This window comes from Nocardioides oleivorans (assembly GCF_004137255.1).
In the GTDB taxonomy this organism is placed as follows: Bacteria; Actinomycetota; Actinomycetes; order Propionibacteriales; family Nocardioidaceae; genus Nocardioides; species Nocardioides oleivorans.
The window spans coordinates 1,959,140-1,973,663 of record NZ_SDWT01000001.1 but is presented as its reverse complement, the minus strand read 5'-3'; the positions used below and the strand labels follow the sequence as shown (position 1 = coordinate 1,973,663).

Below are 14,524 nucleotides of genomic sequence, written 5' to 3'. Positions count from 1 at the left end.
TCAGGAACTGACCTGATGCGTCCCTAGCGTCATCTCCATGACCCACACCAACACCGGACCGGCGATCGTGACGCGTGGCCTGACCCGCCACTTCACCTCGCGCAAGCAGACCGTCGAGGCAGTGAAGGGCCTCGACCTCGAGATCGGGCAGGGCGAGCTGGTCGCCTTCCTCGGGCCCAACGGGGCCGGGAAGTCGACCACGCTCCGGATGCTCACCACCCTCATCCCGCCCACCTCCGGCACCGCGAGCGTCGCCGGTCACGACGTCGTCACCGGCCAGCGCCACGTGCGCCAGGCCATCGGCTTCGTCGGGCAGGGCAACGGTGCCGGGCACCGCCAGCTCGGTCGCGACGAGCTGATCAGCCAGGGCCGCGCCCACGGGCTGTCCCGCGCCGACGCCCGCCGTCGCTCCGAGGAGCTGATCGAGGACCTCGACCTCACCGCGGTCGCCGACCGCAAGGTCTCCTCGCTCTCCGGCGGCCAGCGTCGCCGGCTCGACATCGCGATGGGCCTCGTCCACCTGCCCCGCGTGCTCTTCCTCGACGAGCCGTCGACCGGCCTCGACCCGCAGAACCGGATCAACCTGCAGGAGCTCATCCAGCGCCTGCACACCGAGACCGGCAGCACCGTCGTGCTCACCACGCACTACCTCGAGGAGGCCGACGCCCTCGCCGGTCGCGTGATCGTCGTCGACCACGGCACGGTCATCGCCGACGACTCCGCAGCCCGGTTGAAGTCCGGCCTCGGCGACCTCGTCCGGCTCGGCTTCTCCTCGGAGCCCGATGCCGCCCGGGCCGCGTCCCGGCTGTCCCGGGTGCCGTCCTCGCGTGTCGACGCCTCCGGCTCCTTCGTCGACCTGCGGGTGAAGGACGGCTCGACGCTCGTCGGTGGGCTGCTCGCCGACCTGGCCGCGGACGGCGTACCCCCGACGCGGGTGGAGGTCGCCCGACCCACCCTCGACGACGTCTTCCTCGACCTCACCGGTCGCAGCCTGCGCGAGACCCAGCAGTCCCCCACCACCGAGTCGGACGCCGCGTCCGACCAGCCCACCTCCATCGAGAGCGAGGTCGCAGCATGAGCACCTTCGTGTCAGACACCGTCAACGTCATGAACCGCGAGCTGAAGCCCGTCTGGCGCGAGCCGATGGCCGTGGTGTTCGCGATGATCCAGCCGCTGGTCTTCCTCGGGCTCTTCGCGCCGCTGCTGCCGCAGATGGCGTCGGGCTCGGCGCTGCAGTGGTTCGTCCCCGGCATCGTCGCGATGACCGCCCTGATGGGCGCGTCGTTCACCGGCTCGAACCTGATGGAGGAGATGCAGTCGGGCTCGCACGAGCGCCAGCTGGTCTCGCCGCTCGGCCGTCCGGCGCTGCTCGTCGGCCGCGCGCTGAAGGAGGTCGTGCCGATGCTGATGCAGGTCGCGATCATCGTCGCGGTCGTGACGCCGTTCAGCTTCGACCTGCACCTCGGCGGGGTGGTCGTCGCCGCGCTCGTGCTGTCGCTCTTCAGCATCGGGATCGGGGCGCTGTCGTTCGCGCTGGCCCTCGCCTCGAAGGGCCAGGACTGGATGTTCTGGACGATCCAGCAGACGCTGCTCTTCCCGGCCCTGCTCACCGCCGGCGTGCTCCTGCCGATGGACGGCGCACCCCGCTGGCTCGAGGTCGTCTCGACGCTGAACCCCATGACGTACGTCGTCGACGCCACCCGCGCGCTCTTCGCCGGCACCTTCCCGGCCGACGTCGTGCTCCAGGGCGTCGCCGGTGCCGCGGTCGTCGCGGCCCTCGGCCTCTGGGTCGGGGTCCGGGCGATGCGCCGCTCGAGCTGAGGTATGTCCTGCCTTGCCGGGGGAGTCACCGGATATCCGGTGACTCCCCCGCTTGTCGGCCGAGATCTGGGTGCCGAAGCGGGAGACTCGGGTGCGAAGTACGGCGTCAGCCCAGGCGGCCGGCCGAGCCGAGGCGCCAGATGGCGGTCCCGCGGAGGCCGAGCTCGGCGGTCAGCGATGCGCGGGCGTCGTACGACCTCCCGTCGGACCACCACACCCGGCGACCTCCGGGGAGCAGAGCCGTCCACTCCCCCTGGGCGCCGTTCCAGCGGGGCCGGGCACCGGTGCGTGACACCAGGTTGCGCGCCGCCTTGACAGCGAGCGTCCGGCCGGAGCCGTCGGCGTTCCAGAGGTAGCCGTAGCCCGCGATGCCGAGGTCGAGCCTGTCCGCCGGCACGAGCTCGAGCGCCGCCGCGACGCTCTTCCGCACCCACGGCAGCCCGCCGACGGGGCCGGGGCCGGACCAGCCGGGACCGTGCTGGTCGTAGGCCATCAGCTGGATCGCGTCGACCACCTCAGCGAGCTCGGTCATCCGGTATCCCCGGTCGAGGTACGCCGACGAGGTGCTGGACGCCGACACGTCGATCGTGATCGACGAGGCGGCCGGCAACCGCTCCCGCAGTGCCTGCACGAAGGCGACCAGGCCGCGCGAGTCGCGGCGCCGCACGAGCTCGAGGTCGACGTTGACGCCGTCCCACGCGCCGGCCCCGACGAGTGCGGCGAGGCGGTCGGCGACGACGTCGATGTTCGCGCTGCTCGAGAGCAGCGCCGACAGCGCGTCCGGGTCGAAGCCGCCGAGGCGGTCGCTGTAGTTTCCGACCAGGAGCTCGGCCCGCAGGCCCTCCTCGTGGGCGACCTCGACGAGCCGGAGCGTCCTCGGGTCGGGCTCGGTGAGGCCCGCTCCGCTCGGCTTCAACGAGGTCGCCGCGACCGTCACGGTCGACAGCGCGTCGGCGTCACGTCGCACGATCGCCGGGCGGGTGCTCGGCATCGCGTAGCCGGTGACGGCCAGCCCGTCGGTCGGCTCGGCCAGTTCCCGGACGGGCGCCGCACCCGCCGGCAGCGGCGCGAGCAGGAGCAGGGCGAGGGTCGCGATGGCGGTACGCACGAGGAGCAGTCTGCCGGGAGTCAGGCCCCGAGCACCGCAGGCAGCGTCGCGCGCCAGGCCGCCTTGGCCTCGGCGACGGGGAGGTCGAAGACGCCCTCGACCGAGATCGTGTCGCCACCGGTGCGCCCGATCGGGGTGATCGGCACGCCGTGCTGCTGGGCGAGCGCGACGAGCGTGTCGGCCCGGTCGTCGGTCACCGTCGCGAGCACCCGGGCGGTCGACTCGGAGAAGAGCGCGACGAACGCGTCGTCGGCGACGGAGGCGAGGGAGACCGAGACGCCGACGTCGCCGGTGAAGGTCGACTCGGCGAGGGCCTGGGCGAGGCCGCCGTCGGCGAGGTCGTGGGCGCTGGTGACGACGCCGTCGCGCGACGCGTCCTGCAGGAGCGAGGCGAGGGCCTGCTCGGCGGCGAGGTCGAGGCGGGGCGGGAGGCCGCCGAGGTGGCCGTGGACGACGTGGGCCCACTCCGACCCCGAGAGCTCGTCGGCCGTCGAACCCAGCAGGAAGACGCGCTCGTCGGCCGCGCGGAACCCGGTGGGCGTACGACGCGTGACGTCCTCGATCACGCCGAGCACCGCGACCACGGGCGTCGGCAGGATCGCCGTCTCGCCGGTCTGGTTGTAGAGGCTGACGTTGCCGCCGGTGACCGGGATGCCGAGCTCGAGGCAGGCGTCCTTGAGGCCGCGGCAGGCCTCGGCGAACTGCCACATCACGGCCGGGTCCTCGGGCGAGCCGAAGTTGAGGCAGTCGGAGACCGCGAGCGGCCGGGCGCCGCCGGTGGCGACGTTGCGGAAGGACTCGGCCAGCGCGAGCTGCGCGCCGGTGTAGGGGTCGAGCTTGGCGAAGCGGCCGTTGCAGTCGGTCGAGACCGCCACACCGAGGTTGGTGTCGGCGTCGACGCGGACCATGCCGGAGTCGGACGGCTGCGACAGGACGGTGTTGCCCTGGACGTAGCGGTCGTACTGGTCGGTGATCCACGACTTGTCGGCCAGGTTCGGCGACGCGACGAGCCGCAGGAGCGTGGACCGCAGCTCATCACCCGATGCGGGTCGCGCCAGGCGCGAGGCGTCGTCGGCCTGCAGCTCGTCCTGCCAGTCGGGCCGGGCGAACGGGCGCTGGTAGGTCGGGCCGTCGTGTGCCACGGACCGCGGGGGTACGTCGACGACGCGCTCGCCGTGCCAGTCGATGTGGAGGCGGCCGGAGTCGGTGACCTCGCCGACGACGACGGCTTCGACGTCCCACTTCTCGCAGATCGCCATGAAGGCGTCGACGTCGCCGGGCTCGACGACCGCCATCATCCGCTCCTGCGACTCGCTCATGAGGATCTCCTCGGGGGCGAGGGTGGAGTCGCGCAGCGGCACCCGGTCGAGCTCGACGTGCATGCCGCCGTCGCCGGCGGACGCGAGCTCGGAGGTGGCGCAGGACAGACCGGCACCGCCGAGGTCCTGGATGCCGGCGATCACGCCGGCGGCGAAGAGCTCGAGCGTGCACTCGATGAGCAGCTTCTCCATGAAGGGGTCGCCGACCTGGACGCTCGGTCGCTTGGCCGGGCCGCCCTCGTCGAAGGTCTCGCTCGCCAGCACCGACACCCCGCCGATGCCGTCGCCGCCGGTGCGGGCGCCGTACAGCACCACCTGGTTGCCCGTGCCGGAGGCGTTGGCGAGGTGGAGGTCCTCGTGGCGCAGGACGCCGACGCAGAGCGCGTTGACGAGCGGGTTGCCGGCGTAGGTCTCGTCGAAGACGGCCTCGCCGCCGATGTTGGGCAGGCCGAGGCAGTTGCCGTAGCCGCCGACGCCGGCCACGATCCCGGGCAGCACCCGGGCGGTGTCGGGCGCGTCGAGCGGGCCGAAGCGGAGCGGGTCCATCACGGCGACCGGGCGCGCGCCCATCGCGAGGATGTCGCGGACGATGCCGCCGACGCCGGTGGCCGCGCCCTGGTAGGGCTCGACGAACGACGGGTGGTTGTGGCTCTCGACCTTGAAGGTCACCGCGTAGCCCTGGCCGATGTCGAGGACGCCGGCGTTCTCGCCGATGCCGGCGAGCATCTTGCCGACCGGCGTCTCCTGCGGGATCTCGCCGAACTGCTTGAGGTGCACCTTGGTCGACTTGTAGGAGCAGTGCTCGCTCCACATGACCGAGTACATCGCCAGCTCCGAGCTCGTCGGGCGGCGGCCGAGGATCTCGCGGATCCGGGCGTACTCGTCGGCCTTGAGGCCGAGCTCGGCCCAGGGCTGCTCGCGCTCGGCGTCGGAGGCGGCGATCGCGACCGTGTCGAGGGTGCCGGTCGCGCCGGACGTGGTCAGGGTGGACTGCGGGGCGCTCGTGTCGGGCACGGCGACAATCTACCGGCGTGAGGCCCCGGGTCCCGAGCCGGTCTCGACGCTCGTACGCCGCCCGCGACCCGATGCGTCGTCGTCGGGCTCATCCTCGGGGCCGTCGGGGCCGTCGGCCTGCTCGGCCTCGAGCTCGGCGTCCAGCTCGTCGTCGAGCTCGTCGTCCAGCTCGGCGTCGTCCGCCTCCGCGTCGGAGCCGACCGTGACCTCCTCGGTCGGCACACCGTCGTAGCGCTTCTTCTCGTCCTTGTCCTGCTCGCGCTCGGCCTTGCGGGCGGCGCGCTCGGCGCGCCTCTCCTCGACGGCGGCGCGCTTGGCCTCCCTGGCGGCCTCCTTCTCCCGGGCGACGCGGGCAGCCTCGTCGTCATCGACCGGACCGCCGGCCGCGGTGCCGCGCGCGCCCGCCCGACCCTCGAGCTTGGGGGTCGCCAGCCGCGTCGGGCCGGAGCGGCCGCTGGCCATGCCGCGCGACATGGTGCCCGCGCGGGCACCCATCGCGCCGGCTCCCATCCCGCCCATCGGCGGGGCCGCGCCGGACGATTTCTTGTCCCCGCGGCGACCCAGCACGCCACTGGCCGCGGAGGCGACGAAGGGAGCGATGTTGCCCGAGACGCCGTGGAGGTCGGGCATCGACACCGATATCGCACCGATCGGCGGCAGGGCCGCGATGCCGGCCTGCGACGAGCCGAGCACGGTGGTCGACGGCGGCGGGACGGTGCCGACGCCGCTGACGTCGTCGCCCGGGCCCTGCCCGTGGGGGAAGAACCCGCCGGCGAGGGTCTTCAGCTCGGTGCGGACCATGACGAGCTCGGCGCGGGCGCTGCGCAGCCGGGCGCCCTCCTGCTCGAGGGTGGCACTCATCCGTCGGCGGATCTCGGTGGTCTCCTGCTCGCCCGAGGTGACCTTGGTGCGGTCGTCGTCCTCGGAAGGCTGGAAGACGAGGTAGCGCGACTCGCCCACCACCTGGTGCGGAATCATCGAGACCTTGGTCCAGGCCTGGTCGAGCTCACGCTGCGAGGAGCTGATGATGGCGCTGATCGCCCGGAGCGAGCCGGCGATCTGCGTGGCCAGCGCGGTGAACCGGTCGAGGTTGAGCAGCACCTGACGGCGGTGGTTGTCGTAGCTCTCCGCGGCGGCGGCGTCCCAGCCCTCGGTCGCCCGACGGGCGGCGGTGACGATCTCGTCGCCCCGGCGGGTCATCAGCGCGCTGATCTCGTCCCACCGCAGGGCGGCCGTCTCGAGCGGGCCGACGTCGGCGCGGAGCTCCCAGGCGTTGGCCGGCACGTCAGCGACCTCCCGGCTGGGGAGTCCGGTCGAACTCGTGGGTGATGATCTGCGACACGGCCCGGTCGAGCTCGCCCGCCACCGTGTCGTCGGCGCGGACGGCGTCCCGCGCCGCGTCGATCAGCCCGGCCACGCCCTGACCGAGGGCGCCCGAGAGTGCCGCGAGCGTCTCGCCGGCGTCGGTCAGCGAGTCGGCGTACGACGCCGCGATGTTGCGCATGCCGTCGGCGTCGCCGAGGTCCGCACAGGCTCCGGCGAGCTGGTCGATGGCGAGCGCCCAGTCCTGCTGCATCGCGGCGAGGGTGCTCTCGGACGACTCGGCGAGCTCGACCAGCTTGGTCGGCTCCACCTGCATCAGGGATCGCTTTCCGGTTCCGCTCACCTCTGCGGCCTACCCGCGCGAGCCCGGCCCAAACACCGATCCGGTGAACCTGTGGGTAAACAAATGGCTCGGTAAACATTTCGGGGCCGGCGGTTTCACGGCGCGGAGTTCGGGGAAGTCAGCCTGCACAGCCGTTTCCCAGCGATCTCCCCCGTGTCCCTTCTCGGAAAGCCACCAGGAGCTGCGATGAATGCCGTGATGACCGTCGACCTCTCGGAACTCGACGCCTGGTCAGCCCAGGTCCAGCGCGCGAGCGACGACCTCACCGGGATCGCCCGCAACGGCGGCAACAGCCTCGTCCAGAGCGACTTCGGCCCGATCCTCGAGACGATGATGGGCGCCTACAACGCGCTCCTCCCGTCGGTGAACCAGTCCCTGGAGGACAACGGCACCGGCATGAAGGACCACGCCGACGCCCTGCGCGCCACGGCCCGCGACTTCACCCTCACCGAGGACGGCATCGTCCGCCGCCACAACGCCAACGGCGTCGACGCCCGCGACGGCTCCAGCAGCTTCTGGGACGTCGCCGACACCACGATCCGCCGGGCCGCTCCCACCGAGGGCGAGCTCCCCAAGATCAGCTTCGGCTTCCCGTACGACACCGTGTGCGACCTCGTGCGCATGCTGACCGGCTTCGACATCCGCGCCGAGCTCGCCGAGAAGATCGGCGGCGACGTGGTCAGCGCTTCGGGGCAGGGCTCGTCGTTCGGCAGCCTCGGCACCTCGATGAAGGGGGTCGCCGCCAACCTGCAGAGCGGTGGCCAGACCATCACCAAGACCTGGCAGGGCTCGACGTCCGACGCCGCGATCAAGCAGATCGGGACCTGGGTCGGCTCGCTCAACACCCAGGCCGGCCAGCTCGTCCAGATGGGCCAGAACATCATCCAGATCTGCCGCGACGCGTGGCAGACCGCGCTCTCGGTCGTGCAGTGCGTGAAGTCGGCCGTGCAGACGGTGTCGTCCGCGCTCGCCACGATGAGCATCCCCGGCGTCGGCTGGGCCCGCGTGGTGCAGGCCGTGTTCCAGGCGTTCCAGGCCGTGATGAAGGCCTACAAGGCGATCATGAAGCTCATCAACATCCTCAAGCAGGTGAAGTCCCTCATCGAGACCGTGAAGAACTTCTTCGACGGCGACAAGGCCCCGGTCTCCACGCCCAGCGCGCCGACCGCCACCGGTACGCCGACCAGCGTCACGCGCGACCCGAGCACTATCACCACGCCGACGGTGGGCCAGAAGCCCGCTGCACCTGCGGCGCCGATGGTGCAGACGGCATAATCGCGCGGCATGAGCGACCCCCGTAGCCAGGCGGAGATCCTGGAGGCGATCAGCGCCGCCCGCGAGGACCTGACCGCGAGCCTGGCCGACCTCAAGGCGACCGTCGACCAGCTCAACGCGAAGCCGCTGCTCAGCGAGGAGGAGAAGGAAGCCCTCGAGGAGCAGGCGGAGTCGGGCGAGCTGGGCGAGGACATGAAGGAGCTCGTCGCCAAGATCAAGGGCGGCGAGGACACCTGGGACAACGTCTTCTCGGGCGAGTCCCCCAACGGCGCCCTCCTCCAGGGCCACCTCACCAAGATGTTCGAGGAGCACAAGGAGGACATCGCGCTGGCCTTCGAGGACCTGATCGAGGAGGAGGAGGCCAAGGGCAACTTCATCTTCGACGAGGTGCCCACCAGCGACTCCTGAACTACTCCGGTGTAGTTCGAGCGAAGGCCTGTTACCGGTGTGACTCGTGTGGTTTGGTGGCGGCGCTCGCCCTTCCCCGCACTGCTGGAGTCACCCCATGCGTCGCCTCGTCCTCGCCCTCCTCACGCTCGTCCTGGTCACGCCCGTCGTGGCCTCGTCGCCGGCCACCGCCGAGGAAACGTCGAGCGCTCCGCGCCTCGCCTCGCAGCGCCAGGTCGCGCTGGCCACGCCGGGCGACTTCACCGGCTACGGCTTCGACCAGTGCCTGGCCCCGACCCAGTCGGCGATGGACACCTGGTGGAAGAAGTCGCCCTTCTCCGCGGTCGGCATCTACATCTCCGGTGACTCGCGGGCGTGCCGCTCGCAACCCAACCTGAGCCCGACCTGGGTCGCAACCCAGGTCGCCCGCGGCTGGCGACTGCTCCCCATCGCCCTCGGTCCGCAGGCCTCGTGCCAGCCGCGCTTCCCGCGCTACCAGGACGACTTCACGATCTCGAGCAAGCCGGCCGGCGGCTACGCCACGGCGGCCGCGCAGGGCGTGGTCGAGGCCGACAAGAACGCCACTGACGCCACGACGTACGGCATCGGGCCGGGCAGCACGATCTGGTACGACCTCGAGGGCTTCGACCTCACCAACACGCACTGCCGCGAGTCCGCGCTCGTGTTCACCTCCGCGTGGGTGACCCGGATCAGGGAGCTCGGCTACGTCGCCGGCTTCTACTCCAGCGCCAGCTCCGGCATCAAGATGCTCGACGACGCGCGCACCCAGCGTCCCGGCCAGTTCGCGCTGCCGGACCGGATCTGGATCGCCCGCTGGGACGGCAACGCCAACACCTCGACGACGTACATCCCCGAGGACGGGTGGCGTCCCGGCGGCCGGATGAAGCAGTACCGGGGCGGCCACAACGAGACGTGGGGCGGGGTCACGATCAACATCGACAGCAACTACATCGACCTCGGCGCCGGCTCGGTGGCGCGTCCCGAGGGCCGGTGCGCCGGCACCAGGCTCGGCTTCTGGAAGTACCCCGCGGTCTCCCCCGCCTCCGCCCAGCCGACGCGGGTGAAGGTGCTGCAGTGCCTGCTGACCGAGCAGGGTGCCTACTCCGGCCCCGTGTCCGGGACCTACGACGCGGCCACGATCGCCGCCGCCCGCGCGTGGCAGGCGAGCCGCAGGTTCACCCCGGCCGACACCTTCGAGAAGCGCCACTGGGTGGCCCTGCTCTCCGCCGGGGCGCGTACGACGATCAAGCGCGGCTCCGCCGACGAGTCGGTCAACCGGCTCCAGCGCGCGCTCAACGCGGCGGGCGCCGGGAAGTTCCGGGCGACGGGCGTGTTCGACGCCAAGACCGAGGCGGCGCTGAAGAAGTACCAGTCCCGCCTGAAGATCTCCGTGTCCGGCGTGGCCACGCCCCAGACCTGGAACAAGCTCCACCAGGGTCGCTGACGGCTACGCCGGAGGGCCGACCACCAGCGCGACGCCGGTGAGGCCGGCGACGGCGATGATCCCGACGAGCAGGCCCTGCGCCGGGCGGCGGAGCAGCCAGGCAGTGGGCTTCTCGAGGAGCCCGGTGGGCGACTCGGTGCGCAGACGCCACTCGTCGCCGAGCAGCCCCGCGCGCTCGGCGTACCGCTCGAAGGCGATCGTCACGAACGGCGGGATCGCGGCGAGCAGGCCCAGCGCGAGGCGGCCGGGCGTCCACCTCTGGTCGACCCAGAGGAGCACGGTGGTCAGGCAGTAGGCGATGAACACGACGCCGTGGACCATGCCGCCGATCCGGACGCCGAGCTCGGTGGTCTCGGTGACGTACTTGAGGAACATGCCCGTCAGGAGCAGCGCCCACGTGACGGCCTCGGCGCGCGCGACGAGGCGGTAGAGACGGGTGGGGCTCACACGAAGACCTGGGCGGCGAGCGAGGTGAAGAAGCCGAGCCCGTCGGTGCCGGGGCCGGTGAGCTCCTCGACCGCGTGCTCGGGGTGGGGCATGAGGCCGACGACGTTGCCGCGCTCGTTGGAGATGCCGGCGATGTCACGGAGCGACCCGTTGGGGTTGTCGTCGAGGTAGCGCGCGACGACGCGGCCCTCGCCCTCGAGCATGTCGAGGGTGGGCTCGTCGGCGACGAAGCCGCCCTCGCCGTTCTTGAGGACGATCGTGACCTCGGCCCCGGCGGCGTACGACGACGTCCACGGGGTGTCGACGCGCTCGATGCGCAGCCGCTGGTCACGGCAGACGAACTTGCGGTGGTCGTTGCGGATCAGGGCGCCGGGCAGCAGGTGCGACTCGCAGAGGATCTGGAAGCCGTTGCAGATGCCGAGCACGGGCAGGCCCTGGCCGGCAGCCTCGATGATCGGGGTCATGACCGGCGCGAAGCGGGAGATCGCACCGCAGCGGAGGTAGTCGCCGTAGGAGAAGCCACCGGGCAGGACGACCGCGTCGACGCCCTTGAGGTCGTCGTCGCCGTGCCACAGGGCCACCGCCTCGTTGCCGCCGACGGTGACCGCCCGGCGCGCGTCGACGTCGTCGAGCGAGCCTGGGAAGGTGACGACCCCGACCCTCACTGGACGTGCACCTCGAAGTCCTCGATGACCGGGTTCGACAGCAGCTTCTCGGCCATCTCGCGGACCTCTGCGAGCAGCGCGTCGCTGGGCTCGCCCTCGAGGTCGACCTCGAACCGCTTGCCCTGCCGCACGTCCCTGACCCCCGCGAAGCCGAGCCGCGGCAGCGCTCCGAGCACCGCCTTGCCCTGGGGGTCGAGGATCTCGGGCTTGGGCATGACATCAACGACGTAGCGAGCCACGTGGCGCTCCTGGGGACAGGCTGGGGTGGGCGAGGCCGATTCTAGTGAAGGGTGGCGTCGTCCTCCGACTCGGGCGGCTCGCGCGGACGGGTACGACGCCGGGCTGGGGAACCGTCGGGTGGCAGATCACCGACTCCGAGGACTCGACGGTTCCCCGGACCTGCGGTCCTCGAGCGCGGCGTAGTGCTCGAGCATGATCACCTCGCGCTCGGCCTCCTCCGTGTCGACCGGGGCCAGCGGCGGGGCCGGGACGAAGGCTCCGACGCGCCACCGACGCTCGGACCCGGGCAGCCACAGAGCGCGTCCGCGGGCGGCGTGCATCCGCTCGACCTGCACGTCGTCGGAGTCGGAGCCCACGACCGCGAAGGTCTCCAGACCGACGGCTCTGAGATCGGCGTGGCGCTTCTCGTCCCGGGACTGGCGCCGTGCGGACCGATGAGCAGAGCCGTTGAACTCGCCGCACACCCCGGCGTCCACGTCGAGCAGGTCCACGACCGCGAGCAGCCGCCCCGACAGGTCGCGCACCTCGCGGTTCATCAGGGGCCGGGGCAGCCCTGCGACGGACTCCCACACCTGGAGCATCGCCGACTCCCTGGGCGAGCGGCACTCCGCGCACGCGCGCCCGAGTGCGTATGTCGCGTGCGCCGGGAGCCGGACGTCCCGCACGAGCCCGCGCAGCACCGGACGCTCCACGACTCCTGCCGCCAGCGCCATGTCGACCATCACCCCGGCGGCTCGGGCTGAGGAGGCACGACGGATCTCGTGCAGGAGCGCGACGTCGTTCGGAGCGCACCTGACGCCGTACCTCACGATCGGGTCCGGCAGCTCACGGCGGGTGCGGGCGACCACTACTGCCGGCCCGCGAAGCCGCCTGGCGTGGGGCAGCAGCACCGGGACCGGGAGCGGCGTGCGCCGGTCCGGCTCCACGCCCTCGAAGTAGCTCGCACCGGCCAGGCGCAGTGCCGCCCAGCCGGTGAGCATCCCGCTCGTCGGCAGCAGGCAACCCACCTCGAACGCCCGCTGCTCGGGCGTGCGCGGGGTGTCGGCGGGCACGTGCCATCCGCGGCTCACCGCGAGGAACCCGGGGCCTCGCACACGACCGGCGCTCGGCCCCTCGCGGCCCTCGGCCCAGCGGCGTACGGGCGCCACCAGGCCTGTCGCCGGTGGGCAGCACGGGTGCCAGTTGTCGTCCATGCGGGCGTCCTGCCCACCGACCGGACCCTCGACACCGACCCGTCGCGGCCTGTGGACAGCCGATCCGGGGAACCCACGGGTCGTCCCGCTCGGCCGCCGACGACCCGACGGTTCCCCGGACGAACGGAGTCACCGGATATCCGGTGACTCCCGAAGTAGGGACCTAGTGCGGGCGACGGGCGGCGGTGATCGCGAGCCCGACGCCGAGGCCGGCGAGCAGGGGGCCGATGATCGCCCAGATGGTCTGGTCGGTCATCGCGCTGCCGCCGATGTAGCCGAGGCCCTGGCCGGTCCAGAGCGCGCCGACGAGCACCATCACCACGCCGAGGGCGATGAAGAGGGCCCGCATCAGCTGAGCTCGCGCTTCAGGATCTTGCCGGTGGCGGTCATCGGGAGGGCGTCGACGAACTCGACGATCCGGGGGTACTTGTAGCCCGCCATCTGCTCCTTGCCCCACGCGACGAGCTCGTCCTCGGTGACCGTCGCGCCGTCGTTGCGGATCACGACGGCCTTGATCTCCTCACCGTGGCTCTCGTGGGGCACGCCGATGACGGCGGCGAGCGAGACGTCGGGGTGGGTCAGCAGGACCTCCTCGATCTCGCGGGGGTACACGTTGTAGCCACCGCGGATGATCATGTCCTTGGACCGGTCGACGATGTAGTACCAGCCGTCCTCGTCCTTGCGGCCGAGGTCGCCGGAGCGGAACCAGCCGTCGACGATCGCCTCGGCGGTCGCGTCGGGCCGGCCGTAGTAGCCCTTCATGATGTTCGGGCCCTTGATCGCGATCTCGCCGACCACGTCGTCGCCCTCGAGGTCCTCGCGCACGCCGGGCTCGGGGTTGATCAGCTTCATCTCGACACCGGGGATCGGCTTGCCGATCGATCCGACGCGGGCGGGCTCGCCGTAGACCGAGAAGCTCGCGACCGGCGACGTCTCGGACAGGCCGTACCCCTCGAGGATGGTCACGCCGAAGCGGCGCTCGAAGTCCTTGTGCACCTCGACCGGCAGCGCCGAGCCACCGGCCGCAGCCACCCGCAGGGTGCTGGCGAGCTTCTTCACGTCGACGCCGGAGTCGTCGAGCGCGCCGAGCAGCCCCCAGTACATCGTCGGGACGCCGGCGAAGAAGGTGACGTCCTCGCGGTCCATCAGCGCGAGCGCGGGGCCGGCCTCGAACCGCGGCAGCAGCACGACGGTGCCGCCGAACGCGAAGCCGGCGTTCTGGATGACGGTCTGGCCGAAGGAGTGGAAGAGCGGCAGCACGCACAGAAGCGTGTCGGGGTTCTCCGCGTCGGCCCCGAAGAGGGCGTCGCTGCTGAGCGCGTTGGAGACCATGTTGCGGTGCATCAGCTCGGCGCCCTTGGGCTGGCCGGTGGTGCCCGAGGTGTAGAGGATGACCGCCGTGTCGTCGCCGTCGACCTCCACCGTCTCGAAGATCGGGAGCTGGTCCTTCAGCGCCTGGCCGAGGGTCTCGGTCCCCTCGATCGGCGACTCCGCGGCCGGGTCGGCGGTGACCACGAAGAAGTGCTCGCACGAGTCGGTCTGCTCGAAGCCGGCGTGGCCCTCCGTGCCGATCGGCAGGTCGGGCGTGCCCTGGAAGCAGAAGTAGGCCTTCGCGTCCGAGTCGTCGAGGTGGTAGGCCACCTCCCGCCCCTTGAGCAGGACGTTGAGCGGGACGACCGTGGCGCCGGCCTTGAGGATGCCGTAGTAGACGATCGGGAAGTAGGGCAGGTTCGGGCAGCTCAGCGCCACCTTGTCGCCCGGCTCGATGCCTCGCGAGACCAGCAGGTTGGCCACCTGGTTGGCCGCTGCGTCGACCTGTGCGTAGGTCAGGCGGGTGTCCCCGAGGACGACGGCGGTGCGGTCCGGGTGGGACGCGGCGGATCCTTCGAGCAGCGAGGCGAGGTTCGACATGACGACAACCTAC

At 71.7% G+C, this 14,524-nt stretch carries 15 protein-coding genes; 5 read left to right on the top strand and 10 right to left on the bottom strand.

Annotated elements, in window-relative coordinates; all coding sequences use genetic code 11:
- Positions 1-37 precede the first annotated feature (37 nt).
- Both EUA93_RS09360 and EUA93_RS09355 read left to right on the top strand, forming a co-directional pair.
- Entirely contained in the window at positions 38-1,078 is a 1,041-nt protein-coding gene (locus EUA93_RS09360) for an ABC transporter ATP-binding protein (protein WP_129399883.1), read from the top strand.
- The gene (locus EUA93_RS09355) at positions 1,075-1,821 is read left to right on the top strand and encodes an ABC transporter permease (protein ID WP_129399882.1); all 747 of its coding nucleotides are present in this window, start codon (positions 1,075-1,077) and stop codon (positions 1,819-1,821) included. The genes EUA93_RS09360 and EUA93_RS09355 overlap by 4 nt, the downstream gene beginning before the upstream one ends.
- A gap of 106 nt (positions 1,822-1,927) precedes the next feature.
- Here the strand turns inward: EUA93_RS09355 and EUA93_RS09350 are convergent, their stop codons facing one another.
- From EUA93_RS09350 to EUA93_RS09335, 4 genes are read right to left on the bottom strand one after another with little or no spacing between them, the layout of a single operon-like run.
- Entirely contained in the window at positions 1,928-2,929 is a 1,002-nt protein-coding gene (locus EUA93_RS09350) for a glycosyl hydrolase family 18 protein (RefSeq protein WP_129399881.1), read from the bottom strand.
- A gap of 20 nt (positions 2,930-2,949) precedes the next feature.
- Positions 2,950-5,262 carry a phosphoribosylformylglycinamidine synthase subunit PurL gene (purL, locus tag EUA93_RS09345; protein ID WP_242497304.1) on the bottom strand — a complete coding sequence of 771 codons (2,313 nt, stop codon included), beginning with the start codon at positions 5,260-5,262 and terminating at the stop codon, positions 2,950-2,952.
- 9 nt (positions 5,263-5,271) lie between these two features.
- Positions 5,272-6,546, bottom strand: a complete 1,275-nt coding sequence (locus EUA93_RS09340; protein WP_129399880.1) for a WXG100 family type VII secretion target — start codon at positions 6,544-6,546, stop codon at positions 5,272-5,274.
- Position 6,547: 1 nt separating this feature from the next.
- Entirely contained in the window at positions 6,548-6,928 is a 381-nt protein-coding gene (locus tag EUA93_RS09335) for a hypothetical protein (protein ID WP_129399879.1), read from the bottom strand.
- Between the two features lie 186 nt (positions 6,929-7,114).
- On the opposite strand from EUA93_RS09335, the gene EUA93_RS09330 reads away from it, so the two are divergent.
- The 3 genes from EUA93_RS09330 (at position 7,115) to EUA93_RS09320 (ending at position 10,055) form a co-directional block, all read left to right on the top strand.
- Positions 7,115-8,203 carry a type VII secretion target gene (locus tag EUA93_RS09330; RefSeq protein ID WP_129399878.1) on the top strand — a complete coding sequence of 363 codons (1,089 nt, stop codon included), beginning with the start codon at positions 7,115-7,117 and terminating at the stop codon, positions 8,201-8,203.
- A 9-nt stretch (positions 8,204-8,212) separates the two neighbouring features.
- The gene (locus EUA93_RS09325) at positions 8,213-8,611 is read left to right on the top strand and encodes a hypothetical protein (RefSeq protein ID WP_129399877.1); all 399 of its coding nucleotides are present in this window, start codon (positions 8,213-8,215) and stop codon (positions 8,609-8,611) included.
- 97 nt (positions 8,612-8,708) lie between these two features.
- Positions 8,709-10,055: a glycoside hydrolase domain-containing protein gene (locus EUA93_RS09320; RefSeq protein ID WP_129399876.1), complete on the top strand. Its 1,347-nt coding sequence runs from the start codon at positions 8,709-8,711 to the stop codon at positions 10,053-10,055.
- A gap of 3 nt (positions 10,056-10,058) precedes the next feature.
- On the opposite strand, the gene EUA93_RS09315 is transcribed toward EUA93_RS09320, so the two are convergent.
- The 6 genes from EUA93_RS09315 to EUA93_RS09290 all read right to left on the bottom strand — a co-directional run bounded on the left by EUA93_RS09315 (position 10,059) and on the right by EUA93_RS09290 (position 14,511).
- Positions 10,059-10,502 carry a DUF3817 domain-containing protein gene (locus EUA93_RS09315; RefSeq protein ID WP_129399875.1) on the bottom strand — a complete coding sequence of 148 codons (444 nt, stop codon included), beginning with the start codon at positions 10,500-10,502 and terminating at the stop codon, positions 10,059-10,061.
- Positions 10,499-11,167, bottom strand: coding sequence for a phosphoribosylformylglycinamidine synthase subunit PurQ (gene purQ, locus EUA93_RS09310; RefSeq protein WP_129399874.1), 669 nt, complete (start codon positions 11,165-11,167; stop codon positions 10,499-10,501). The genes EUA93_RS09315 and purQ overlap by 4 nt, the downstream gene beginning before the upstream one ends.
- Positions 11,164-11,406 (bottom strand): phosphoribosylformylglycinamidine synthase subunit PurS, encoded by a 243-nt coding sequence (gene purS, locus EUA93_RS09305; protein ID WP_129399873.1) that lies wholly within the window; start codon positions 11,404-11,406, stop codon positions 11,164-11,166. The genes purQ and purS overlap by 4 nt, the downstream gene beginning before the upstream one ends.
- A 126-nt stretch (positions 11,407-11,532) precedes the next feature.
- The gene (locus EUA93_RS09300) at positions 11,533-12,600 is read right to left on the bottom strand and encodes a hypothetical protein (RefSeq protein ID WP_129399872.1); all 1,068 of its coding nucleotides are present in this window, start codon (positions 12,598-12,600) and stop codon (positions 11,533-11,535) included.
- Between the two features lie 163 nt (positions 12,601-12,763).
- Entirely contained in the window at positions 12,764-12,949 is a 186-nt protein-coding gene (locus EUA93_RS09295) for a hypothetical protein (protein WP_129399871.1), read from the bottom strand.
- Positions 12,949-14,511, bottom strand: coding sequence for a long-chain-fatty-acid--CoA ligase (locus EUA93_RS09290; RefSeq protein ID WP_129399870.1), 1,563 nt, complete (start codon positions 14,509-14,511; stop codon positions 12,949-12,951). Before EUA93_RS09290 ends, EUA93_RS09295 begins: the two co-directional genes overlap by 1 nt.
- Positions 14,512-14,524: the final 13 nt, after the last annotated feature.

What these genes read in the sequence shown, in the direction of transcription:
- EUA93_RS09360 (WP_129399883.1), top strand. Translation starts at nt 38, where the DNA reads ATGACCCACACCAACACCGGACCGGCGATCGTGACGCGTGGCCTGACC.
- EUA93_RS09355 (WP_129399882.1), top strand. Translation starts at nt 1,075, where the DNA reads ATGAGCACCTTCGTGTCAGACACCGTCAACGTCATGAACCGCGAGCTG.
- EUA93_RS09330 (WP_129399878.1), top strand. Translation starts at nt 7,115, where the DNA reads ATGAATGCCGTGATGACCGTCGACCTCTCGGAACTCGACGCCTGGTCA.
- EUA93_RS09325 (WP_129399877.1), top strand. Translation starts at nt 8,213, where the DNA reads ATGAGCGACCCCCGTAGCCAGGCGGAGATCCTGGAGGCGATCAGCGCC.
- EUA93_RS09320 (WP_129399876.1), top strand. Translation starts at nt 8,709, where the DNA reads ATGCGTCGCCTCGTCCTCGCCCTCCTCACGCTCGTCCTGGTCACGCCC.
- EUA93_RS09300 (WP_129399872.1), bottom strand. Translation starts at nt 12,600, where the DNA reads ATGGACGACAACTGGCACCCGTGCTGCCCACCGGCGACAGGCCTGGTG.
- EUA93_RS09295 (WP_129399871.1), bottom strand. Translation starts at nt 12,949, where the DNA reads ATGCGGGCCCTCTTCATCGCCCTCGGCGTGGTGATGGTGCTCGTCGGC.
- EUA93_RS09290 (WP_129399870.1), bottom strand. Translation starts at nt 14,511, where the DNA reads ATGTCGAACCTCGCCTCGCTGCTCGAAGGATCCGCCGCGTCCCACCCG.